Here is a 22723-nt window from a genome sequence, read left to right on the forward strand (position 1 = left end):
TAAAAGATCATAATTAGACTAGTAGTCAATAAGTAAAACCTATGCAATAAAATGAAATTGGATGTGTTTTATATTAATATAACCAAAAAACCACCAATTCGTATGGGATTTAACCTTTCAGGTATTGCCGTTAATAAAAACTACAAAGACAATTTTGAAGAATTACAAGAAGAGCTCGGTTGGCATTTAGAAAAAGAATCTGATATTATTTTTGAGACTGCATCATCTAATTGGAAAGAGGAAGGAATTTGTGATGTATACTTTTCTGAAGAAGGAACATTACTTTTCATTAGTATGGATAGATGTACGAAAAGGTATAGTGTTGCAAATCAAAATGTGTTGACTTTTGCACTTTCTGAAACTTCGATGGCATTTAATCTTGAGTATTTAGAAAACACAGAGGTAAAACGCTCAATTATGCAAATTGAAGATGATAGAATGAATGATGAAGGTGATCCATTAGCGGTGGAAGCAACTTCAGGGGATACATCAGATTTAATTTGGAATCAAATAGGAGTTGTTCTTGGTAAACGTTTTTGGGATATTGATATGGAAGAAAAAGCCGTAAGATATGTTTTTAGTTCGGCTCCGAAAAAAAATGAGAATGATGAAATAGAGCGTAAAGGAAAAATAGATTCTAAAACTGTATTATTGAAAGAAGGAGAAGTTACTTGCCCAAGATGTTTAGGTGATGGTCATGTAAATAAAGACGATATTATAAGGTTAAATAAAGTAGGTGTTTGGGGTACTGGTAATTGTGCTTATTGTAATGCAACTGGAGTTGTTGAAGCAGAGTTGGCTGAAAGAGTACCTGTAGACTTAGCTAATTTAACCACTTGTTTAAGTGATAATGATAGGGAAAAAATACTTTCAAAAGATAAAAAAAATACTACTCAGAATATGGGTAGTTCTTTAGAAGAAAAGCCAAAAGAAGATAATGAATTATCAGAGTTTTCTACAACGGAGTTAGATATGGCATTTGTTGCAATTACACAAATTCCGAATGCGCGAACAAATATTGAAGCGTTAAGGAAAATGTCTAAATTATTAGCGGAGTATAAAAATCGAGGAATTGAAACTCCTGATAAAAGAAGTGAAATAACTTCAACAAAACCGGAAACATCACCAGTAATTCAATCTAAGTCTACATTAAAATCACAAAAAAAATGGTGGCAATTCTGGAAGTAAATAACATAAGTTCTCAATAACCAACCAATTAAATAATAAATTATGGACATATTCAATTCAAATAGAAAATTAGAAGAACTAGTGATGTTTGGTGTTGATTGGGGTGTTTTTTTACGTCATGATATGGAATCGCCTATTTCTCCATTTATATATTTAAAAGACGGAGAGAACCAATATATTAGAAGTTTAATGGTAGATGGTGATCCTGTAGAGTTTGCTTTTAAAATTTTAGAGAAAGAAGAAAAACCATTTCAACAGTTTATCATAGGCTTTGAAGGTAATTTGGTTGGGGAAAATAATGAGCGAACAGATGCTATTATAGTACATGGTTATGATGTTACACAAGAGAAAGGTGTGGTATTAGGTCAAATGTTTTTACCAAAAGAAAAAGGAGCTTTTTCTAAAATTTCAAAGGTTACTTTTTTAGGCAGTCCTGAATTAAAAATGCCTGTTAAAGTTACTGATAACCCAGATTATTCTGTTGAAGAAATTGGTTTTAATGGTATAGCATTAAAGGATAAAAAGACAGGGCTTGTAAATTATGTAGCAGTTTTAACTCATGATAACCCGAGTATTATTACCGCTACAATGAAAAGATTTTTAAGGAGTAAATTTTCTTCTCCAGATTCAAATAAATTGAGTGGTGAGTTTAAAATACAAATTCCTGATAACTGTGTAAAAGATGAGAGTTTTTTAGCTTTTGCCATAAAGAATGCTATTAGAGAAGAATTAGCAGAAGAGAATACCAAAAATTGGTCAAAAACACATGGTAGAGAGGTTACTATAGAGGCTAAGTACAATGATAAAATTTTATTTGAAGCGAAATCAAATCACCTCAATTTATCAGAAGAAAAATCAGAAGAAGGTTTTGTTTTATCAGGACTGTCAACAGCTGAATTAGACTTGGCATTTGTTGCTATTTTACAAATTCCGAATGCACGAACAAATATTGAGGCATTAACAAAAATGTCTAAGTTATTAGCGGAATATAAAAAACGGGGAATTGAAACTCCAGATAAAAGAAGTAAAACAGCAGAATCAAGTTCGTCAGCATCGCAGGCGGTATCCAAAGTAAAAATAAGTCAAGATATAAAGAAAAATCCGGAACCAGCTAAAAAATGGTGGGAATTCTGGAAATAAATAACTTATATTAAAAACTAAAAATCCCCATTATCTAATTATTAGATTATTGGGGATTTCGGGGGGGGGATAAAAATTTAAAAACAATTAGTTGTATGCTCCTGCAGAATAATTTAATTCGTAAGAGTGTGAGTATACTTCAAAAACATTCCCAAATGGATCTTCAACATAGCACATACGGTAAGGCTTTTCACCTGGGTAATACGCTCTAATTGGCATTCTTTGTTTGCCACCTGCGACAACAATTTTAGCAACCAAACCTTCAATATCTGGATCCTGTACTGCAAAATGAAATAATCCTGTTTTAAAAGGCTCAAAAGATGGTTTCAAATCTTTACTCTGTGGGAATTCAAATAACTCAACACCAATTTTATCACCTGTAGAAAGATGTGCGATATTAAACTGTTTCCAGCCCGTACCAAATACATCAATACACATTTTGCCTATAGCAGTATCACTCTCTTCTTTAATGGTTGTTGGTTCCATTATGGTATAAAAACCTAAAACCTCAGTATAAAACTTTACAGCTTTTTCAATATTAGGTACGGTAATACCAATATGTGAAAATGTTCTAGGGAATGGTTTTGCAACTTCTTCTTTATTTTGTGCTTGTCCCACTTGTAAAAACATAAGGGAGAAATATACTATTGTGAAAAATTTATTCATAACTATACTTATTAATTTTAGGACAAAATTATAGTATATGATATTGTAAAACAATAAGTTACATTTTTGTAAGATAGTTACCTAAATGTGTATTATTAAGGGTTTTAGGTAGTTGCGGAGATAAAAAAATATAAAAAAACAACTATGGGTTTTAAAAGTAAAATCCATAGTTGTTTTTATGATTGTGGTTTATAAGTTATATGCTTGTTTTGCAATTTCTAACTCTTCATTAGTAGGTATTACCATTACCTTTACTTTAGCATCATCTTTACTAATTACATTAATACCTTTACTACGGGCTTCATTTTTAATGTTATCTATTTCAATACCCATAAAGTCCATATCACTACAAACCATAGTGCGTAATAAATCAGAATTTTCACCAATACCAGCAGTAAATACAATAGCATCTAATCCGTTCATAGCAACAGCATATGAGCCAATATATTTCTTAATTCTATAAGCATTCATTTCAAGTCCTAATTGGCAAGCTTTATTACCATTGGCGGCTTCAGCTTCAATATCACGTAAATCGCTATAGCCCGTTAGGCCAAGCATACCACTTTTTTTGGTTAAAAGCGTATTTACATCTTCAAGATTGTACCCCATTGTTGTTACCATGTGAAAAATAAGTGCATGATCAATATCACCACTTCGTGAGCCCATAATAAGTCCGTTTGAAGGCGTAAAGCCCATACTATGATCAATACTTACACCATCTTTTACAGCAGTAATACTACAACCGTTACCTAAATGAATGGTAATTATTTTAGACTGTTTTAGCTTTAAAAATTCAATTGCTTTTTCAGATACATATTTATGGCTTGTACCATGAAAACCATATAACTGAATTCTGTGATTATCATAAAAATCGGTAGGAATTGCGTATTTCTTTACTTTTTCAGGAATAGTATGATGAAAAGCAGTGTCAAAAACCGCAACCTGTTTGGCCGTACTAAATATTTCTTCTGCCAGAATAATACCTTGTAAATTTGGCGGGTTGTGTAATGGAGCTAGGGTAAACAGACTTTTTATTTTGTCTTTTACATCATCATCAATAACCGTAGTTTTTTTAAACGGTTTTCCACCATGTACCACGCGGTGCCCAACAATATCAATTTCTTTAGTATCGGCAATAACACCAATTTCATTATCTAGAAGTAATTGTGCTATTTTTTGTAAACCAATTTGATGATCTGCAATAGGCAGTACTTCTTCAATATCTTCGGTTTCTGTTTTATATTTTATAGTTGCTTTATCAGTACCAATACGTTCAATTAAACCACCGCAAGTAACTTTTTCCGATGGCATATGAATTAACTGGTATTTGATTGATGAGCTTCCTGAATTTATGATTAATATGTTCACATTTTAAATTTTATAAGCCTTCAGCTTGGATGGCAGTTATTATTACGGTATTAAAAATATCATCAACAGTACAACCACGACTTAAATCGTTTACTGGCTTGTTTAAACCTTGTAACATAGGGCCAATTGCTAGGGCTCCAGTTTCTCTTTGTACCGCTTTATAGGTGTTATTTCCAGTATTTAAATCTGGAAAAATAAACACACTTGCTTGCCCTGCTACTTGAGAATTTGGTAGTTTACTTAAACCAACTTTACTATCTACCGCAGCATCGTATTGTATAGGACCTTCTACTTTTAATTCCGGATTTTTTTCTTTGATAATTTCAGTGGCTTTACGAACACGGTCAACATCAACACCAACACCAGAGGCACCAGAAGAGTATGATAACATAGCTATTTTAGGGTCAATGCCAAATGCAGCACTTGTTGCTGCCGATGATATTGCAATCTCTGATAATTGTTCTGCCGTAGGGTTTGGGTTAATAGCACAATCGCCAAAAACAGTAATACGGTTAGGCAAGCACATGAAAAATACAGAAGATACGATTGATACGCCTGGTTTTGTTTTTATAAATTGCAATGCGGGTAAAATAGTGTGTTGTGTAGTATGTACTGCACCAGAAACCATACCATCTGCATGACCTTTATATACCATCATAGTACCAAAATACGATACATCTTCCATAAGATCTTTTGCCATGGCAAGATTCACATTTTTATGTTTACGAAGTTCGTATAGGGTAGCAGCATAATCTTCAAAGTTATCAGACTTTAAAGGGTCTATAATTTGAATTTGATTAGGGTCTATTGCCAAACCAAGCTCTTTCAAATTAGCTTTTACTTGGGCAACATCACCTAGAATGGTTAGTTTTACAGCATCAGACTCAATTAATTTTTTAGCAGCAATTAAAATACGCTCATCATTACCTTCGGGTAAAACAATATGTTTTTTTGATGATTTTGCTCTTTTCAATAAGTTGTACTGAAACATTCTTGGTGTAATACCTTCCGCCTTAAATGTAATGAGACTTTCCGCCAATTCATTAACGGGAATGTGTTTTTCAAACTCTTGTATTGAAGTGACAATTTTTTTAGTATCATCAGCATAAATACGTGGTTTTATAGCGCCAATTTTATTAGTTACAGAGAATGTACCCTCATTAACAGCAACAATCGGGATTATATCAGACAAACCTTCAATTAGTTTAATAATAGAATCTTCAGGTATTAAGCCACCAGTAAGTATGATTCCTGATAAATTTGGGTAATTGCTTGATGCATTGGCTTGTAATGCACCCAATATAATATCTGCTCTGTCACCAGGAGTAATAACTAAACTACCTTTTCGTAAATGAGTGATGTAATTGCGAAGTTGCATGGCACCAACACCAAAACCTAATACTTGGTTGTTAATATATTCTTCGCCGAATAACACTTGACCGTCTAACTCATCAGTAATTTGTTTGATAGTAGGGCTACCTAAAATATTGTTTTTAGGAATAGCGCCTAAGAGTACTTCTTTAGGGAATTTTTCTTTTAATTCGGCAAGTGTTTCTTTAACATTTTCTTCTTTTATTTTATTGGCGATTGCCAGTAAAACTTCAACGCCTTTTTCTTTAAATGAATCGTAAGCCATATACAAGTTGCTTACCAAATCTTCAGTAGTTTTCTTTCTAGCGCTACTAATTACGATAGCAGGTATTCCTAAATTTTTAGCGATAAGTACATTGATATCCCACTCAATAATTGCACCCTCACCAGAAAAATCTGTTCCTTCTACTAAAACAAAATCAAACTTATCTTCTACAGCTTTGTATTTATGAATGATGTGGTTTATAATCTCATCATCTTTATTTTCATTTTTTAGTTTTAAAACCTTACTACGTTTGTAAGCGTAGGCATCTTCAGGTTTCAAATCAACATCAAAATAACTTAGAACTGTTTGGATATGATTATCTGTTTTATCATCTTCAGAATCATCAATTATTGGTCTGAAATAACCAACTTTAGCGGTTTTACCAAGTAGAATTTGCATTAATCCTAATGATATAATTGACTTTCCACTATTGGGTTCAGAAGTGGCAATATAAATAGCTTTGCTCATGCGTAATGGTTTCTTAAAAAGAGTTTTAAAAATAAGAATTTTGTATACCTATAACAACATTATTGCTGTTATATTTTGGTAACTTAATTAAGTTTATGTGAGTTTATTTAGAATTATTCTACATTAATAAATAACTTAAAAAAAATGTTGATAGTATCATCAACTTTAATTAATCCAAATATTTTTTTTGGTGACTTTAAATTGAAGTCATTTAAACTAAGTGATAAATCACCTGTAACCTGCATGTTTATACCATTTTCAATACCTACAGGTATTCTGTAATTATTAGTGACACCTGCAATTGTGATAGCCAAATTAGCTTCAACGCTAGTGGTGTTTTTTATCGGATTAATTTCTTGTAATGTTAAGAATAGTTGAGGGTGATTATTAGAGTCTAATATTTTATTGAAGTCATTATTAATAGCTCTCCCACCACAATCAAAGCAAGAATTATTTAGAGTTAACAGCGTATTCTCAAATTTTAAATTCTCGTCTTTAAATTTATATTGTATAGGAATTGGGTTTCCTATTTTTTTGATGTTATAATAACATTTAAAGGAGTTTACATTACTTGTGCCTTTAATAAGTAAAGAGCTATTTTTTGAAATGTGTATTTGTGTCCTTTTTAGTGCAGTATCGCTATTGGTAAAAGCAAACACGAAAAAAAGGGTTAGCAACAGTAAAATCTTTTTTAGTGTCATGAGATTATATGTTGAGGTTAAAACAACACATCTTAAAATACGAGTAATGAGTTGTACTTTAAGATGTGTTGTTTGTACTTGATTTAATTAGAAGCTAATTACAGCCTCTGCAATAACACCATTAAATTGGCCATCTTCAAGAATGTCTCCAGTTGCGTAATCATTATAGTTTTGATTTACATATTCAGCTTTTAGTAATATATTTTTAGTCATAAACCAACCTGCACCTAATTGAAATCTATCAATATTAACATCGTCACCAGTATTTAGTTCGGCACTAACTGTATTGTAACGACCGCCTACATAAACTTTTTCTTGTGGTCCGAATCTATAAATTACTTCACCAGCATATTGTTCTACATTTCTACGGTCAACTTCATCTAAACTTTTACCAGATGCAAATTCAAGTGTTCCGAAAAATTCTAAACCACCGTATTTTACAAATGGATTTACCATTACTGTGGTAATTTGGTTTGTAAACTCAGGATAAAAACGACCTGATCTAAAATCGTCATCATCATCAACTGCTTGCATTACATGGTAATAACGTGATCCAGCTCTGTCTGCATGATATAAGTATACAGATTGTGCATAACCTGTGTTGTATAATGACCCTGTTAACCTGAATCTTAAATCATCGTTTAATTGCTTATCATAACCAAGTTTTGCAATAAAAGCTGCACCGCCAGTACTGCCATTAGAGGTTTCGACACTTTGGTTTAATTTTCCATTAGTAAAACCAATCATTCCTAAAAATCCACTCTCTGTTCTATAGTACAATTCAGCACCAACCTCAGTAGTAAAAGCATCCATTATTAAGTTTCCAACAAAAGGGTTGTATATAGCTTGTGCATTATCAGTTCTTCTAAAATGAGTATCACCGTAGTTGATTTCCATATGACCAATTTTAATGGTCGTATTTTTCATGATATCTTCTAAAAAACCTTCTTTGATAAAATCTAGTTTGTCCACTTGAAAATAACCACCTTTTACATAAGGTTCATTATGGTGTCTTGAAGATAAATACGTACGTAAGTGCATATTTACACCGTCATATAGTGCCACATCTAAATCCCAGTTAGCTGTAGCTAAGTTAAAATTAGTTCCTATTTCAGCCAGTTCAACTGCTCCTGAGTTTTCGTGATCAATTGATTGGTATTGTAAAGCAAATGAACCTCCCACTCTTACTTTTACGTTTTCAAACGTACTAGTTGTATCTTTTGGTGTTTCAAATACATTAATTCCATGTTGGTCTGGCTCTCTATAATTATCAATACTACGATTACTTTGTGCAAAAGTGCTGAATCCTGTAAGTATTATTCCTGTTACGAGTACTTTCTTTAAAATTGTTCTCATGTTATATATATTTAGTGTTGTTTTATATTATTTAAATGTGCTTGAAAATTTTATAGTTACTTCTTCACCGGTAGTAATAGTGCCTAATAGCGCTTTTGGAGGTTCAATTTTGTAATGCGTCATGTTTAGCGTCTTTTCACCGGTAAGCATTATTTTACCTTGACTAATAGTTACTAAAAAATCTAAACCAATTTGTTTTTTTACTCCTGATATGGTTAAGTCTCCTAAACTTTTTACTTGAAAAGTTCCATCACCATTATCAATGCTATTTTTTATGTTTGTTAAATTAAAAGTTATGTAGCTGTACGAGTCAGAGTTTAATGCTTTAAATGTGTTTTTGTCCATTCCGTTTTTGCCACTTTTTAAACTTTTAACAGTGACCTTTAAATTGCATTTTTCAATTACGGCAGTTTTTAAATTTTTAAATTTTATTACGCCACTTTGCTCTTCAGCATCAATATGCCAATCGTGTAAATTAGAAGTTCCATAAACTTTTAATGAAGACTCATTATTTGTTAAACTAAATTCTTGAGCTTGAATAAAATTTGATGTAAAAACTATAAAAGCAAATAAGCTTAATACTCTTGTAATTGTTCTTTTATTCTGTGTTTTCATAAGGTGATTGTTTTAATTACACTACAAATTTGCGGTAGAATAGAAAGGCAGACTATGACAAAAATCATGTTTCAAAATATTCCGTTAAAAAAGTATAATATCTTATTTAAGTTGTTGTTTTTTAGCTGATTGTTTTATTATTAGTTTGCTTTATTTTTTTTGGTTAAAAAAATAAAGCAAACTGGTTTTTAGTTAACGGGAATATATTTTTAGAATTAAAACAAAATTACTGTCTATAAAAAACAAAATGTGTACTTATTAGATTGAGGGCATAATTAGCATCTGTAAATTCTGATAATTATAGAAGCCAATTGTGTAATCATTATGCCGTAGAATCTTAAACCAATCCGAATTAATATGGAAAAAACACGTAGAAATTTAGCCAAAATGTTATCAATGGGAATTGTATTTCCTAGTCAGCTTGCTCAAGGTTTTTCTTCAATAATGGAATCAATACCTTCTTTAGAAGCAACATTAAGTCCGTCAGAAAAAAGAGCACTTGAAACAAATGTTGAAGCTTTATATAAAAAAGCGATTGTAATTGATGGTTTACTTATTCCTCGTGGTTGGAATGAAGATTCTTTTAAAGCATTAGATGAATCTGGTTATACGGGTTTTAGTGCATCTTTAGCTTCTGGTAATTTAAAAGTTGCTATGGCTGCATTAGCAGAATGGAGAGATAGAATAGATGATAATCCTGATACATTAATATACGCAACTAAGGCTGCTGATTTTGTGAGAGCAAAAAAAGAAGATAAAACGGCAGTTTTACTAGGCTTTCAAAATGCAACAATGATGGAAAAGTCGATTGAAAACCTTGATACACTGTACAATGCAGGTACACGATGGATTCAATTATCATACAATCAAAGAAACTTATTAGGTAGTGGTTGTACGGAGCGTTCTGATGGTGGTTTGTCTGACTTTGGTATTGAAGCGTTAGAACGTATGAATGAGTTGGGTATTATAGTAGATTTATCACACTGTGGTGATCAAACTACTAATGATGGACTTAAATTTAGTAAAACAGGTGCTTGTTTTAATCATACCATGTGTGATGCTTTATATAAAGACCATCCGAGAGCAAAAACGGATGCTCAAATAAAAGCAATGGCTGATAAAGGTGGTATCATGAGTATAATCTGTTTAGGGTATATGATTGGTCCTGATCCGGGAGGAGAAACAACCATTGAAACATATGTAGATCATATAGATCATGCAGTAAAAGTTGCAGGTATTGATCATGTAGGTGTTGCATCTGATTTTGCTATTCAAGGTATGGAAGCAAACGGTGCTACTCGTGAAAATTGGTATGTACCACGTTTAACACGTTTTAAACCATCTTACCAGGTACGTTGGCCAGCCTGGATTGAAGGGCTAGATGAGCCAAAACGGTACTATAATGTAGCAAAAGTGTTAGATAAAAGAGGTTACAGTACAGGTGATATTGAAAAAATATTAGGGCAGAACTGGTTACGCTATTTTGAAGAAACTTTAAAATAAAAGCTAAACCAAATCTGAATATCAAAAAGAAATTTTAATCAAAATATGAGAAAACCAATTCTATTTATAGTATTAATGGTGTTGTTTGTTGTGAGTTGTAAAGAGACTGATAAAGTTGAAAACAACACAGACAAAGAGGTTGTATACGAAGTTGTTTTTAGAGAGAAACTAGCCGGTGAATACACAAAAAAAATCACGGGAGATAATAGTTATAACTACTTTTATACCTACACAGATAGAGGTCGTGGTCCTGAATACACGGAACATATAACACTTAATGAAGACAGTTTCATTATAGACCAATCTATAGAAGGGGTTAATTACCGTAAAGTACCTGTTAGTGAGTATTTTAAAAGTAATAGTGGTGCCGCTTCTTGGGAAAACTCAAAAGGAGAAGACAAAGGAAAAATAAAAGCTGATGAATTGTATTTTAGATACGATGGTTCACCTGCTATTTATGAAATACTTGCACAAAAATTATTAGCTACCAATGTTAAAAAAGTAAATTTATTTCCTAAAGGAGAAGCTGAATTGGTTAAAAATATGCCTATGAAGCTTGAAAATGGAACTGAACTTGACCTACTAATGATTAAAGGGTTGGATATGAGTCCGACTTATTTGTGGATGAAAGGTGATCAAATGATTGCTAGCATTGACGGGAATTTGCACGTAATACAAAAAGATTATGTGCCAATGCGTTCTGAAATGCAAAAAATGCAAGGACAGGTTGAAGATGATTATTTAATTGAAATATCAAAAACACTTACGCATGATATTGATAAGGTTGTGATTAAAAATGTGAATGTTTTTACAGAAGAAGGTTCAATACTTGAAAATCAAGATGTATTTGTTGATGGCGATATTATAAAAGAAATTAGTCCTACAGATAAAGGTACTATTTATGCAGATGCCCAAGTTGTTGATGGAACAGAAAAAACGCTAATGCCAGGTATGTTTGATATGCATACACATAATGGTAAATCACGTGGTATTTTACATGTTGCAGGCGGTATAACCTCAGTAAGAGACTTAGCAAACAATAAGCAACTTTACAAATTGCGTGATCAATTTGAGGCAAATGATATTATTGGGCCTCATATAGTAACCTTTTGTGGTATTATTGATGGTCCGGGTCCTTTTGCTAACCAACGTAATGTAGTAGAAACTTTAGAAGAAGGTTTAGCAGAGATTCAAGATTATAAAGATTTGGGTTACCAACAAATAAAATTATACAGTTCTATTAAACCAGAATGGGTAAAACCATTAATAGATAAAGCCCATGGTTTAGGTATGCGTGTGAGTGGGCATATACCTGCATTTATGACCGCTTCACAAGCAATTAACCAAGGCTATAATGAGATTCAGCATATAAATATGTTGTTCTTAAACTTTTTAGGAGATACAATTGATACCAGAACACCATTACGATTTACTATGGTGGCTAAGCATGGTTTAGATCTTGATTTAAAGTCTAAAGAGTATTTAGATTTTGTTGATTTACTAAAACGTAAAGATATTTTAATAGACCCTACCGTGGCAATTTTTGAAAACATGTTTGTTTCTCAAAAAGGAGAACCTAGCCCAACATACAGTAAAATAATGAATAGGTTACCGGTTATTAATCAACGTCAATTTTATGCTGGTGGTTTACCTAAAACGGAAATAACAACACCTATTTATAAAGAGAGTTACGATAATATGTTAGCCGTAGTTAATGATTTATTTAATAGAGGTGTGACGGTAGTTCCGGGTACAGATGGTTTACCAGGTTTTTTATATCATAGAGAATTAGAATTGTATGTAAGAGCAGGAATACCTGTTGCTGAGGTGTTGAAATTAGCAACTATTAAATCTGCAAAAATTACAGGTACAGATAAAGAATATGGTTCTATTAAAGAAGGTAAAAAAGCAGACCTTATTTTAGTCGATGGAAACCCTTTAAGTGAGATTAGTGACATTAGAAGAGTAGAATGGACAATGAAAGGAGCTCATATGTTTTATTCGAAAGAACTCTACGATGTTATGGGGATTAGTAATTTTGAATGATTGTTTTTCAAAATTTGTTGAGTGAGTAACCCTGCCTTTGGCGGGGTTATTTTTTTTAATATGTTATATATTTTATAATTATTACTCCTTTTTAATGCTAATTCTCAAGAATATTATATTATTGATGTTTATGTGTTTTTGGTCTTTATAAACACGTGTTCTAAATATAGTAGATTTTAATTTTTATCTAGTTATGGTAGCTCAAATCATGATGGTTAGTTTATGAAAAAACTGAAAAAAATCTTTTTTCAATTACATAGTTGGATTGGTATTAACCTTAGTATCCTATTTTTTGTTGTATGTTTTTCAGGTACATTAGCTACTATTGCTCGTGAAATAGATTGGATATTCAGACCAGATATTAGAGTTTCTGTTCAAGAACTTAAAGCTGATAAAAACGAAATAGTAAAAAAAATTGAAAAAGCGTATCCTGATGGAGTTATTACAGAGTGGGAAGGTGGTAGAATGCCTTATTTGTGTGATCTTGTATCAGTAGAAAAAGAGGGTTTAGAATGGTATGTATTTGTAAACCCATACACTGGTGAAATACAAGGAGCCACAACACTTACATTTCAGCGATTTATTAGAGATTTTCATTATTACTTTTTTATAGACTATAACAACGTAGGCCATTTTATGGTACTTGTTTTTGCTTTTATGTTGTTTATAGTCACTATTACAGCACTGTTCTTCTATAAAAACTGGTGGAAAAAATTATTTGAGTTAAAAATAAATAAAGGAAGCGCAGTACTCTTTAGGAGTTTACACAGATTAGTAGGTGTTTGGTCTGTTCCTTTTTGTTTATTGATTTCTATAACAGGAATTTGGTATTTTATAGAACGAACAAACACAGCTAACGTATCTGATGTTGCAAATCCAGAGACTCCCAAAATAGAAACGTTAGATTTAGATGAAACATCTTTTTCAAATTTAGGTTTTACCGTAGATTATAATAAAGTGGTTAGTACTGCAGAAAATGCTATACCAAACTTAAAGGTAAAAGATATTAAACTTCCTAAGAATTTAAATAGCCCAATATATGTGACAGGTAAAAGCGATGTGCCTTTAGTGAGGTATAGAGCGAATAGAGTTTGGTTGCACCCATTAACTTATGATGTTGTAGGTATACAAAAAGCAACTGAAGTAGGTGCAAAAACATTAATAAATGATAGTGCAGATATGCTTCATTTTGGTGTTTGGGGAGGCTTAATTACCAAAATTATTTGGTTCTTTTTTGGACTCTGTCTTTCAACTCTTGTGTTAACGGGTATTGTTATCCGTTTGAAAAAGAAAACGAAAAAAGAAGCTGACCTAAAGGTTGCCAAATGGAATTACTTTAATATTTCTGTAGTAGTGCTATTATTCGGAGCCATGTATTATACTTTGGTTGTAAAATATGCATTAGCTCCGTATCAAATAGTTTTAATTACGGGTGCTTTTGTAATTCTAATACTTTTAGCTTACTACGTTTTTGGTTATAAATTAAAAAAATAATAATTAGTAATTTATTGTAATGATTTATGAAGCATAGCAATAAACTTAGCTCTATCTGCCTGTAAAACTATTTCAGCATTTGGTTCGTAACCTGTAATACCAATATAATCAATAGCTGTTTGTCCTCTAGAATAATCATCGTTAGTCAAAATAGTTACATGAGCTTTTTTTATTTCAGTAGCAATACTTTCATCAATAGCAATAGCCATAGCAATAGGGTCTGGTAAATCAAAACCTTCAAGTTTGGCCATTTTTTTAGTAAATTCATTTCTAGTTGCTTGTATAGAAAGTGCAAAATCTGCTAGGGGAGTACCAATAGCTTTAATTTGATTGCTATCTTCTTCTTCAAAAACTGCGAAATCGCGTGAAATGTCCCAACCCACCATTCTAATAGGTATTCCAGATTCAAATACAATTTTAGCAGCCTCAGGGTCAGCCCAAATGTTGTACTCAGATATTGGAGTAATATTCCCTCTTCCTTGTCCAACACCACCCATAATCACACATTTTTTAAGTTTGTGTACTATAGATTTATCCAATTGTATTGCAGCTGCAATATTCGTTAGTGGAGCCATACATACTAAGGTAATTTCACCAGGGTTTTCATTTATTTTTTCAATAAGAATTTGAACCGCATGTTTTTCTTTAGCTTTAAAATTTTTTGGTTCTAAACCGATACCTCCAAGACCATCATTACCATGCACATGATAAGCAGTTTTTAATGGTCGTAGTAAAGGTTTATCCATACCAGCATAAACAGGCAGTTCTTGATCACAAAGAGAAATGGTGTATAGGGCATTCTGTACACCTTTTTCAAGTTCAACATTACCAGCAACAACTGTTATAGCTTCAATTTTAATACTTTCATTTTTCATTGCCATTATTAGTGCAACGGCATCATCAGTAGCTGTATCAGTATCTATAATAAATTTGTTCTTCATAATTAATTGTTACTTATAATTTCTGATCGATATGGTGACGCTGTTTGAGCACCTAATTTACCTACAGATATGGTAGATGCAGCAATGGCAAACTTTATAATTTCTCTCCAGTTTTTTGATTCTCCGAGAGCAACAGCTAAAGCACCATTGAATACATCTCCAGCACCTGTAGTGTCAACAACTTTTACTTTTTTTGCAGGAATATGAAATTCCTCATCTTTATTTTTAAAAAACGCTCCTTTTGCTCCCAAAGTAATTACCACATTTTTTACACCTTTATTTAAAAAATAATCAGCAGCTTGTGAAGCTGTTTCAATATCTGTTATTTTGATACCTGTTAAACTTTCAGATTCACTCTCGTTTGGTGTGATTAAATAAATTTTAGCATACATCCAATCATCAAGCAGATGCATAGGAGCAGGGTTGAAAATGATTTTACTTTCAGAAGAAGCTACTGTTTTCAATAAATATTTTACAGTATCTATTGAAATTTCTAGTTGAATTAAAATAATTGCAGCATTTTTAATAATAGGTGATGCATTATCAATATCACTAACGGATAAAAGATTGTTTGCACCAGGAGCCATAACAATTGAATTTTCTCCTTTTTCATTAATTAAAATTACAGCAACACCAGATACGGCTTCGTGGTCTGTAAAAACATAATCACAATTTACTTTACTTAGGTTGAGCTCTTTAATACTTCGTTGTCCAAAATCATCATTTCCAATTTTAGATATAAAAGATACATTACCACCTAAGCGTGAAGCTGCAATAGCTTGGTTTGATCCTTTTCCGCCCGAAAGCATACTAAAATCTTTACTCTTTATGGTTTCACCTGGTTTTGGGAAGTTTTCAGTTTGAAAAACCAAATCGAGGTTTGTACTTCCTATTACAATTATTTTTTTATTCATTTAAAAACTTTAGTGGTTCTAATACATAAAGATGTTTACTTACTTCGTAACGCTTTTGAAGGTTCAGGAACATAATGCCCGTTACCGCCAGCTCTTTTATCATTGAAAGTACTTGGTATTTCATCTTTATCTGTCAATTGCTGCCAAGTTACATTTTCTTTTCCATCATCAGTTCGTACCATAGTGATACAATCTTCAACAGGACAAACTAAAGAGCATAAATTACAGCCTACACAATTTTCATCAATTATACTTGGTATTCTGCTACCATCTAAAGGCAATGCAATAGCTTGGTGCGCACCATCGTCACAAGCAATATAGCAAAGATCACAACCTACACATTTGTCTTCATTAATTTCGGCTTTTACATTGTATTTTAGGTTTAAATTTTTCCATTCTGTAACATTAGGTAAGGCTTTGCCCGCAAAATCATAGATTGTATTATAACCTCTTTCATCCATGAATTTAGTTAAACCAGCTTCCATTTCGCGAACAATTCCAAAACCGTAATGCATTGCAGCAGTACATACTTGTAGCGATGTTGCGCCAAGCAGAATAAATTCTACCGCATCACGCCAAGTTTCAATACCACCAATACCACTAATTGGTAAGTGGTTAATATCTTTATGTTGTGCCAATTCTTTCACCATATTCAGGGCGATAGGTTTTACCGCAGGTCCGCAATACCCTCCATTAGAACCTTTACCGTCGACAACAGGGTAAGGCGCATAAGAATCTAAATCAATACCAACAATACTTTTAAAAGTATTTACAAGTGAAATAGCATCAGTTCCACCTTGTGCGGCAGCCAAACCAGGATCAGTAATATGTGAAATATTAGGTGACAGTTTCGTAATTACAGGAATTTTAGCAGCATCCATTACCCATTCGACAATGGTTTTAAGTACTACTGGATCTTGACCAACGGCTGAACCCATTCCTCTTTCACACATACCATGCGGACAACCAAAATTAAGCTCAATACCATCAGCGCCTGCATTTTCTACATCTTTGATAATCTGAATCCATTGTTCTCTGGTATCGACCATTAGAGAAGCAATAACAGCATGATCAGGAAAATGTTTTTTAACCTCTTCCATTTCTCTTAGGTTATCTACTAAAGGACGGTCAGAGATAAGTTCTATATTATTAAAGCCAGCCATGCGGGTATTGCCATAATTTACAGCACCATAGCGGCTAGAAACATTTATAGTTGGTAAGCCCAATGTTTTCCAAACAGCGCCACCCCAACCAGCTTCAAAAGCCTTAATAATTTGGTATCCGGAGTTCGTTGGTGGCGCAGAAGCCAACCAAAAAGGATTGGGAGCTTTTATTCCTGCAAAGTTTACTGATAAATCTGCCATGTACTATTTTTTTATTTTGTTAACCATTGGTGAATTCCTTTTGCGGCTAATTTTCCGTCATAAACGGCATTTACAACTTCTGCACCGCCATTAATAACATCACCACCTGCAAAATATTTAGGATTGGTTGTTTGATTATTTTTTTCGTCTACTACAATTCTTGATTTACGATCTAGTTCAAGATCACTAATTAAATCGGTAAACTTTTTTTGTTTTGCTTGACCAGTAGCTTTTATGACCATATCGCATTCCAATACAAATTCAGTATTATTTAAAGGTCTAAGAATGCCATGTTCAGTTGAAGTTCTAATGAATTTTACACCAGTAACTTTAGTTCCGTTACCAACAATTTCAATAGGTGAGCAGTTAAAAAGGCCTTCAACACCAGCACTTACAGCTAAGTCATATTCAAAACTATAAGCACCCATATCTTCTTTTGCTCTACGATAAGCTAAATACACTTTTTCGGCACCTAAACGTGCGGTTTCAGAAGCAGCATCCATAGCTGTATTACCACCACCAAGTACAATTACTTTTTTAGGAACCTCAATTAAATGGTGTTGCATACGTAAATCTTCTACAAATTCAACAGCACCAATTACATTTTCTAAATTCTCACCTTCCATATTTAAGCCCGCTGTAGCTCCAATACCTAAACCTAAGAAAATAGCATCGTGAGTACGTTCTAAAAGTTCTAATTGTGCTTTGTTCGAAATAGGAGAGTTATATTTTATAGTAAAACCTAATTGTTTTTGAAGATATTCTACTTCATCTAAAACATCTTCATTAGTAATCTTATAGGGCGCAATACCATAAACTGTCAAACCAGATGGCTTTTCTTTAGCTTCATAAATAGTAACTTCAAAACCTAAAAGGCGAAGTTCACTAGCACAAGCAATGCCTGCAGGTCCAGAACCGATAATGGCTACTTTTTTACCATTATCTTTACCTGGTTTGTACAATTGTTTGCCAGAATTAATAACGTTTTTGGTAGCATAATTTTGCAAACGGCCAATTTGCAAAGGTTTAACATCTTGATGATTGTAAACACATGAGCCAACACATAAAACATCAGTAGGGCAAACAGTACCACAAGCATTGCCTAACCAGTTTGCATCATAAATGGTTTTGGCTGCACCCTCAACATTTTTAGTGCTGATTTGTTTGATGAATAAAGGAATATCAATACTTGTTGGGCAAGCTTGAACACAAGGAGCATCATAGCAAAACAGACATCGAGAACTTTCGTAAAAAGCCTCGGTGTCGTTCATTAATGGTTTTTTGAGTTTGAAGTTTTTATCAAACTCCTCTTGTGTTGTTGGTCTTTTGAATTCGGCCATTTATATTGTAATTTAATTTATTGAAAGTTTTTTAAAGATCAGTTAGTTTAGAATATGTTTCAGGTCTTCTATCTCTATAAAACTGCCATGTAGATCGTACTTCGTCAATAAGGTCAAGATCAAATTCTGATACTAATAATTCGTCATTATCACGCGAAGCTTCTGCTATTATTTTCCCTCTTGGATCAACGAAATAAGATTGTCCGTAGAATTTACCAAGGTTCCATGGTTTTTCTTCTCCAACACGGTTAATGCAACCCATAAAATATCCGTTAGCTACTGCATGCGCAGGCTGTTCTAACTTCCATAGGTATTCACTTAAACCAGCAACTGTTGCAGAAGGGTTGTACACTATTTCAGCACCATTCAGTCCTAATGCTCTAGCACCATCAGGGAAATGTCTATCATAACAAATGTAGACTCCAATTTTAGCATATTTGGTTTGAAAAACTGGATACCCTAAATTTCCTGGCTTGAAAAAGAATTTTTCCCAAAAACCTGTGGTATGCGGAATATGGTTTTTTCTATATTTTCCTAAATAGGTTCCATCTGCATCAATAACTGCAGCAGTATTGTATAAAACCCCTGGTTGCTCTTTTTCATAAATAGGAACAATAATTACCATGCTATATTTTTTAGCCAAAACTGATATTTTATCGGTAGTAGGTCCAGGAACAGATTCTGCTGAAGCATACCACTTGCTATCTTGACCAGGACAGAAGTAAGGCGTGGTAAATATTTCTTGTAGACATAATATTTGAACACCTTGTTTTCCGGCTTCTTCAATATAAGGTACATGCTTATCATACATTGCAGTTACTATTTCGTCAATAGATCCTTCACCTTCAGTCATTGGTAGACTCATTTGTATTAAGCCTGATTTAATTTTTCTTGCCATTCTAATAATTTTTATATGTTTTCAGTTACTGCTTTTCGTTTTACAAATTTTCCATCTCCGGAAGTTAAGAGACAACTATCATCAGCGATTGCTATTTTTCCTCTTAAAAGAACGGTTTCGGTTTTACCGATAATTTCTTTTCCTTCATAACCAGAATAATCACAATTCATATGATGTGTTGTTGCAGAAATTGTGTGTTGCTTATTCGGATCAAAAATTATGATATCAGCATCACTTCCAATTGCTAATGTTCCTTTTTGAGGATACATCCCAAAGATTTTAGCAGCGTTTGTTGCACTAACTTCTACAAATTTTGAAAGTGATATTTTTCCTGTTCTAACTCCTTCAGAATATAAAAGCTCCATACGATGCTCAATTGCAGGGTGGCCATTAGGTATTTTAGAAAAATCATCTTTTCCCATTTCTTTTTGTTCCCATAAAAAGGGACAATGATCGGTACCTACGGTTTGTATTAGCCCTTGATTTATTCCAGACCATAGTGCATTTTGATCTTTCTTTTCACGTAATGGAGGACTCATTACCCATTTGGCTGCTTCAAAACCCTTTTCATACAAAGAAGCATCTAAAACCAAATATTGGGTACAAGTCTCAACGTAAGCTTTTTGGTTGCGAAGTGTCGCTTTTCTTACCGCATTTAATGCACCTTCACAGGTCATATGAACTATATAGCCTCTACAACCGGTGTAATGAAGCATGTCTAAAAAACGAGCAGACGCTTCAGCCTCAGTTACTTCTGGTTGCGACAGATAATGATAGAGTGGTGATAAATTCCCTGCTTCTCTGTTTTTTGAAACAAGTGAATCAATCATATCACCATTTGTGGCATGTACAGTGACAATACCACCGTGTTTTTTAACTACTTTCATTAGTTGTACCATTTGACCATCATCAATCATAAGGGCACCTTTGTAAGCCATGAAAGTTTTGAAAGAAGTAATGCCTTCTTCTTCTATAAATTGCACAACTTCTTTTGCAACATCATTATTGAAATCTGTTACGGCCATGTGATACGAGTAATCTCCTATAGCATTACCTTTAGCTTTTTTCTTCCATGTTTTTAAAGCATTATGTAAGGTGTCGCCTTGTGTTTGTAAGATAAAATCTATTACCGTAGTTGTACCACCAAAAAGCGCGGCGAGTGTTCCTGTTTCATAGTTATCACTGGAATACGTACCCATAAAAGGCATATCTAAATGCACATGCGGATCAATGCCTCCAGGAAAAATTAATTTATCAGTAGCATCAATAGTGGTTGCTACATCGTAAGATAAATTTTTGCCAATAGCTTTGATTTTTTCACCTTCAATATAAATATCTGCGATAAAATCTTCTGAAGCCGTTACGATATGACCATTTTTAATTAAGATTGACATTCTGTGTATATTTTTTCATTAATAAATAATAGACGATAAATGAGATGATGAAGCCCGTAAACCAAGATAATGAGTACAAAAAGTTAAGTTTTGGAACCCAAAAACCAACCAAGGCGGTAAAGATTCCGATTACTAATGAGATCATGGCATATTTGTTATAACCAGAACCACCAAAAGCATATATACCTTTTACTTTATAGAGTTCCGCTAGATGTAATTTTTTCTTTCGGACTAAAAAATAATCTGCAATTAAAATAGCGAGTACAGGACCTAACAATCCACTAATAAAAGTTAAGATGGTTGAAATCTCATTTAACAACCACCATGGCATAATTACAATTCCAATGATTCCTGTAATTAGACCCCCTATTTTGAAGCTAATTTTCTTAGGAAATAGGTTTGAAAAAGCATTAGACGGTGCAATTACATTAGCAGCAATATTTGTACTTAGCGTAGCAATTAACATAAATACTTGAGCAATAACGACAACTAACGGATTTTCAAATTTTGATAATAATGATACGGGATCCCACGGAGCGTCTTCAGCAATTAAAACATCATTAAAATTTATTGTAGCCGCGCAAGTCATGAATATTCCAACGAACGAATAAAGAACCATTGTACCCGGTAAGCCTATAAACTGACCATATATTTGATCTTTTTGTGATTTAGCAAATCGGGTAATATCGGCAATACTAATTGCCATTGTTGCCCAAAAACCAACCATTGCAGTAAGCCAGAGCAAGTATTTCCATATTTTAGAACCAAATGAATTTTCTTTACTAGCTAAATCTGTTGCAGTTACTATCGATGATTCTATAGGTGTTTCTGATATTTTTGTATTTCTGAATTGAACGTTTACTATGTCATTTGTAACAGCAATAGGTTCTTCAGTATAGGGTTTCCAATCTCCATTTTCAGAGGCATCGACAATCCTATATTCATCAACTTTTTTACTAAGGTCTTTATTTGATAATGAATTTAAATGAAGGTATTTAGTCTCGCCTTCGTATTCTTGCGTGATGTAAGCCGTTTTTTGGCCTAGTTGCTGACTTTGATCTAGTACAATAAAAAATCCATCTGCTTTTACATAACCCCACCAGATAAGTACAACGCCCATGATAATTAGAATAGGAGCAGTAAAAGCCTCTAGCCATTTTATACTTTCTGTACCCCGCCAGATAAAAAATATATTAATTAACCAGAAAATTCCAAAACCAATAAATTTACCAATAGAAAGTCCTATTTCAGCCGGTGAACCTGTAATAGCATTAAATATTGCATATAAAGCTAAACCACCAATCCATGTTTGTACGCCAAACCAACCACAAGCAATAATACCTCTAGTAATTGATGGTATGTGAATTCCTTTTGTGCCAAAAGCAGCACGACCAACTACAGGAAAAGGAATACCATATTTTACACCTGAATGTCCGTTAAGCAACATTGGTACTGTAATAATTAAATTTGCAATGCCAATAATAATGAGTGCCTCATACCAGTGTAAACCAGTTTTAATCATGTAAGAAGCTAATAAATAGGTAGGAATACAGACACCCATACCAACCCAAAGCGCTGCAATATGTAAGACACCCCAAGTTCTTTCATTTTTAGGAATAGGAGCTAAATCTTCACTGTATAATGGTGAATTGACACTCTCTAATGGTAATTTTTTTTGTTTTTCAGCCATG

General features: G+C 33.1%; 18 protein-coding genes. 5 read left to right on the forward strand and 13 right to left on the reverse strand.

Annotated features, from left to right (window positions below):
* The first annotated feature begins 102 nt into the window (after window positions 1-102).
* Both KO500_RS09415 and KO500_RS09420 read left to right on the forward strand, forming a co-directional pair.
* Complete coding sequence (locus tag KO500_RS09415; RefSeq protein ID WP_215956290.1) at window positions 103-1188, forward strand: hypothetical protein; 1086 nt, start codon at window positions 103-105, stop codon at window positions 1186-1188.
* A 42-nt stretch (window positions 1189-1230) separates the two neighbouring features.
* Window positions 1231-2328, forward strand: coding sequence for a hypothetical protein (locus KO500_RS09420; RefSeq protein WP_215956291.1), 1098 nt, complete (start codon window positions 1231-1233; stop codon window positions 2326-2328).
* Between the two features lie 87 nt (window positions 2329-2415).
* On the opposite strand, the gene KO500_RS09425 is transcribed toward KO500_RS09420, so the two are convergent.
* The 6 genes from KO500_RS09425 to KO500_RS09450 form a co-directional block, all read right to left on the reverse strand.
* Entirely contained in the window at window positions 2416-2958 is a 543-nt protein-coding gene (locus KO500_RS09425) for a lactoylglutathione lyase family protein (RefSeq protein ID WP_215956466.1), read from the reverse strand.
* Window positions 2959-3183: 225 nt separating this feature from the next.
* Entirely contained in the window at window positions 3184-4362 is a 1179-nt protein-coding gene (locus KO500_RS09430; protein WP_215956292.1) for an acetate/propionate family kinase, read from the reverse strand.
* A gap of 10 nt (window positions 4363-4372) precedes the next feature.
* The gene (pta, locus tag KO500_RS09435; RefSeq protein WP_215956293.1) at window positions 4373-6466 is read right to left on the reverse strand and encodes a phosphate acetyltransferase; all 2094 of its coding nucleotides are present in this window, start codon (window positions 6464-6466) and stop codon (window positions 4373-4375) included.
* Between the two features lie 113 nt (window positions 6467-6579).
* Window positions 6580-7125 (reverse strand): YceI family protein, encoded by a 546-nt coding sequence (locus tag KO500_RS09440; RefSeq protein ID WP_215956294.1) that lies wholly within the window; start codon window positions 7123-7125, stop codon window positions 6580-6582.
* A 129-nt stretch (window positions 7126-7254) separates the two neighbouring features.
* Window positions 7255-8523, reverse strand: a complete 1269-nt coding sequence (locus tag KO500_RS09445) for a hypothetical protein (RefSeq protein ID WP_215956295.1) — start codon at window positions 8521-8523, stop codon at window positions 7255-7257.
* A 27-nt stretch (window positions 8524-8550) separates the two neighbouring features.
* Window positions 8551-9138: a YceI family protein gene (locus KO500_RS09450; RefSeq protein WP_215956296.1), complete on the reverse strand. Its 588-nt coding sequence runs from the start codon at window positions 9136-9138 to the stop codon at window positions 8551-8553.
* Between the two features lie 357 nt (window positions 9139-9495).
* Here KO500_RS09450 and KO500_RS09455 point away from each other — a divergent pair, with 357 nt between their 5' ends.
* The 3 genes from KO500_RS09455 (at window position 9496) to KO500_RS09465 (ending at window position 14181) form a co-directional block, all read left to right on the forward strand.
* Entirely contained in the window at window positions 9496-10641 is a 1146-nt protein-coding gene (locus KO500_RS09455) for a dipeptidase (protein WP_215956297.1), read from the forward strand.
* Between the two features lie 45 nt (window positions 10642-10686).
* On the forward strand, window positions 10687-12687 hold the full coding sequence (locus KO500_RS09460; RefSeq protein ID WP_215956298.1) for an amidohydrolase family protein: 2001 nt from the start codon (window positions 10687-10689) through the stop codon (window positions 12685-12687).
* A gap of 222 nt (window positions 12688-12909) precedes the next feature.
* Window positions 12910-14181: a PepSY-associated TM helix domain-containing protein gene (locus tag KO500_RS09465; protein ID WP_215956299.1), complete on the forward strand. Its 1272-nt coding sequence runs from the start codon at window positions 12910-12912 to the stop codon at window positions 14179-14181.
* An 11-nt stretch (window positions 14182-14192) separates the two neighbouring features.
* On the opposite strand, the gene KO500_RS09470 is transcribed toward KO500_RS09465, so the two are convergent.
* Genes KO500_RS09470 through KO500_RS09500 form a run of 7 tightly spaced genes read right to left on the reverse strand, consistent with a single transcriptional unit; the run spans window position 14193 to window position 22722 of the window.
* The gene (locus KO500_RS09470) at window positions 14193-15122 is read right to left on the reverse strand and encodes a nucleoside hydrolase (protein ID WP_215956300.1); all 930 of its coding nucleotides are present in this window, start codon (window positions 15120-15122) and stop codon (window positions 14193-14195) included.
* A 2-nt stretch (window positions 15123-15124) separates the two neighbouring features.
* On the reverse strand, window positions 15125-16036 hold the full coding sequence (gene rbsK / locus KO500_RS09475; RefSeq protein WP_215956301.1) for a ribokinase: 912 nt from the start codon (window positions 16034-16036) through the stop codon (window positions 15125-15127).
* Between the two features lie 35 nt (window positions 16037-16071).
* On the reverse strand, window positions 16072-17400 hold the full coding sequence (preA, locus tag KO500_RS09480) for an NAD-dependent dihydropyrimidine dehydrogenase subunit PreA (protein ID WP_215956302.1): 1329 nt from the start codon (window positions 17398-17400) through the stop codon (window positions 16072-16074).
* Between the two features lie 11 nt (window positions 17401-17411).
* The gene (locus KO500_RS09485) at window positions 17412-18740 is read right to left on the reverse strand and encodes an NAD(P)-dependent oxidoreductase (protein WP_215956303.1); all 1329 of its coding nucleotides are present in this window, start codon (window positions 18738-18740) and stop codon (window positions 17412-17414) included.
* Between the two features lie 31 nt (window positions 18741-18771).
* Window positions 18772-19638, reverse strand: coding sequence for a nitrilase-related carbon-nitrogen hydrolase (locus tag KO500_RS09490; RefSeq protein WP_215956304.1), 867 nt, complete (start codon window positions 19636-19638; stop codon window positions 18772-18774).
* An 11-nt stretch (window positions 19639-19649) separates the two neighbouring features.
* The gene (hydA, locus tag KO500_RS09495; RefSeq protein WP_215956305.1) at window positions 19650-21032 is read right to left on the reverse strand and encodes a dihydropyrimidinase; all 1383 of its coding nucleotides are present in this window, start codon (window positions 21030-21032) and stop codon (window positions 19650-19652) included.
* Window positions 21016-22722 carry an NCS1 family nucleobase:cation symporter-1 gene (locus KO500_RS09500; protein WP_215956306.1) on the reverse strand — a complete coding sequence of 569 codons (1707 nt, stop codon included), beginning with the start codon at window positions 22720-22722 and terminating at the stop codon, window positions 21016-21018. The genes hydA and KO500_RS09500 overlap by 17 nt, the downstream gene beginning before the upstream one ends.
* Window position 22723 lies beyond the last annotated feature (1 nt).

This window comes from Cellulophaga baltica, assembly GCF_018861125.1.
In the GTDB taxonomy this organism is placed as follows: domain Bacteria; phylum Bacteroidota; class Bacteroidia; order Flavobacteriales; family Flavobacteriaceae; genus Cellulophaga; species Cellulophaga baltica_A.

Coding starts and splice junctions, on each gene's coding strand:
- rbsK (WP_215956301.1), bottom strand. CDS start 16,036: ATGAATAAAAAAATAATTGTAATAGGAAGTACAAACCTCGATTTGGTT.
- KO500_RS09490 (WP_215956304.1), bottom strand. CDS start 19,638: ATGGCAAGAAAAATTAAATCAGGCTTAATACAAATGAGTCTACCAATG.
- KO500_RS09470 (WP_215956300.1), bottom strand. CDS start 15,122: ATGAAGAACAAATTTATTATAGATACTGATACAGCTACTGATGATGCC.
- KO500_RS09460 (WP_215956298.1), top strand. CDS start 10,687: ATGAGAAAACCAATTCTATTTATAGTATTAATGGTGTTGTTTGTTGTG.
- KO500_RS09450 (WP_215956296.1), bottom strand. CDS start 9,138: ATGAAAACACAGAATAAAAGAACAATTACAAGAGTATTAAGCTTATTT.
- KO500_RS09455 (WP_215956297.1), top strand. CDS start 9,496: ATGGAAAAAACACGTAGAAATTTAGCCAAAATGTTATCAATGGGAATT.
- KO500_RS09465 (WP_215956299.1), top strand. CDS start 12,910: ATGAAAAAACTGAAAAAAATCTTTTTTCAATTACATAGTTGGATTGGT.
- KO500_RS09500 (WP_215956306.1), bottom strand. CDS start 22,722: ATGGCTGAAAAACAAAAAAAATTACCATTAGAGAGTGTCAATTCACCA.
- KO500_RS09425 (WP_215956466.1), bottom strand. CDS start 2,958: ATGTTTTTACAAGTGGGACAAGCACAAAATAAAGAAGAAGTTGCAAAA.
- KO500_RS09420 (WP_215956291.1), top strand. CDS start 1,231: ATGGACATATTCAATTCAAATAGAAAATTAGAAGAACTAGTGATGTTT.
- KO500_RS09485 (WP_215956303.1), bottom strand. CDS start 18,740: ATGGCCGAATTCAAAAGACCAACAACACAAGAGGAGTTTGATAAAAAC.
- pta (WP_215956293.1), bottom strand. CDS start 6,466: ATGAGCAAAGCTATTTATATTGCCACTTCTGAACCCAATAGTGGAAAG.
- hydA (WP_215956305.1), bottom strand. CDS start 21,032: ATGTCAATCTTAATTAAAAATGGTCATATCGTAACGGCTTCAGAAGAT.
- KO500_RS09415 (WP_215956290.1), top strand. CDS start 103: ATGGGATTTAACCTTTCAGGTATTGCCGTTAATAAAAACTACAAAGAC.
- preA (WP_215956302.1), bottom strand. CDS start 17,400: ATGGCAGATTTATCAGTAAACTTTGCAGGAATAAAAGCTCCCAATCCT.
- KO500_RS09445 (WP_215956295.1), bottom strand. CDS start 8,523: ATGAGAACAATTTTAAAGAAAGTACTCGTAACAGGAATAATACTTACA.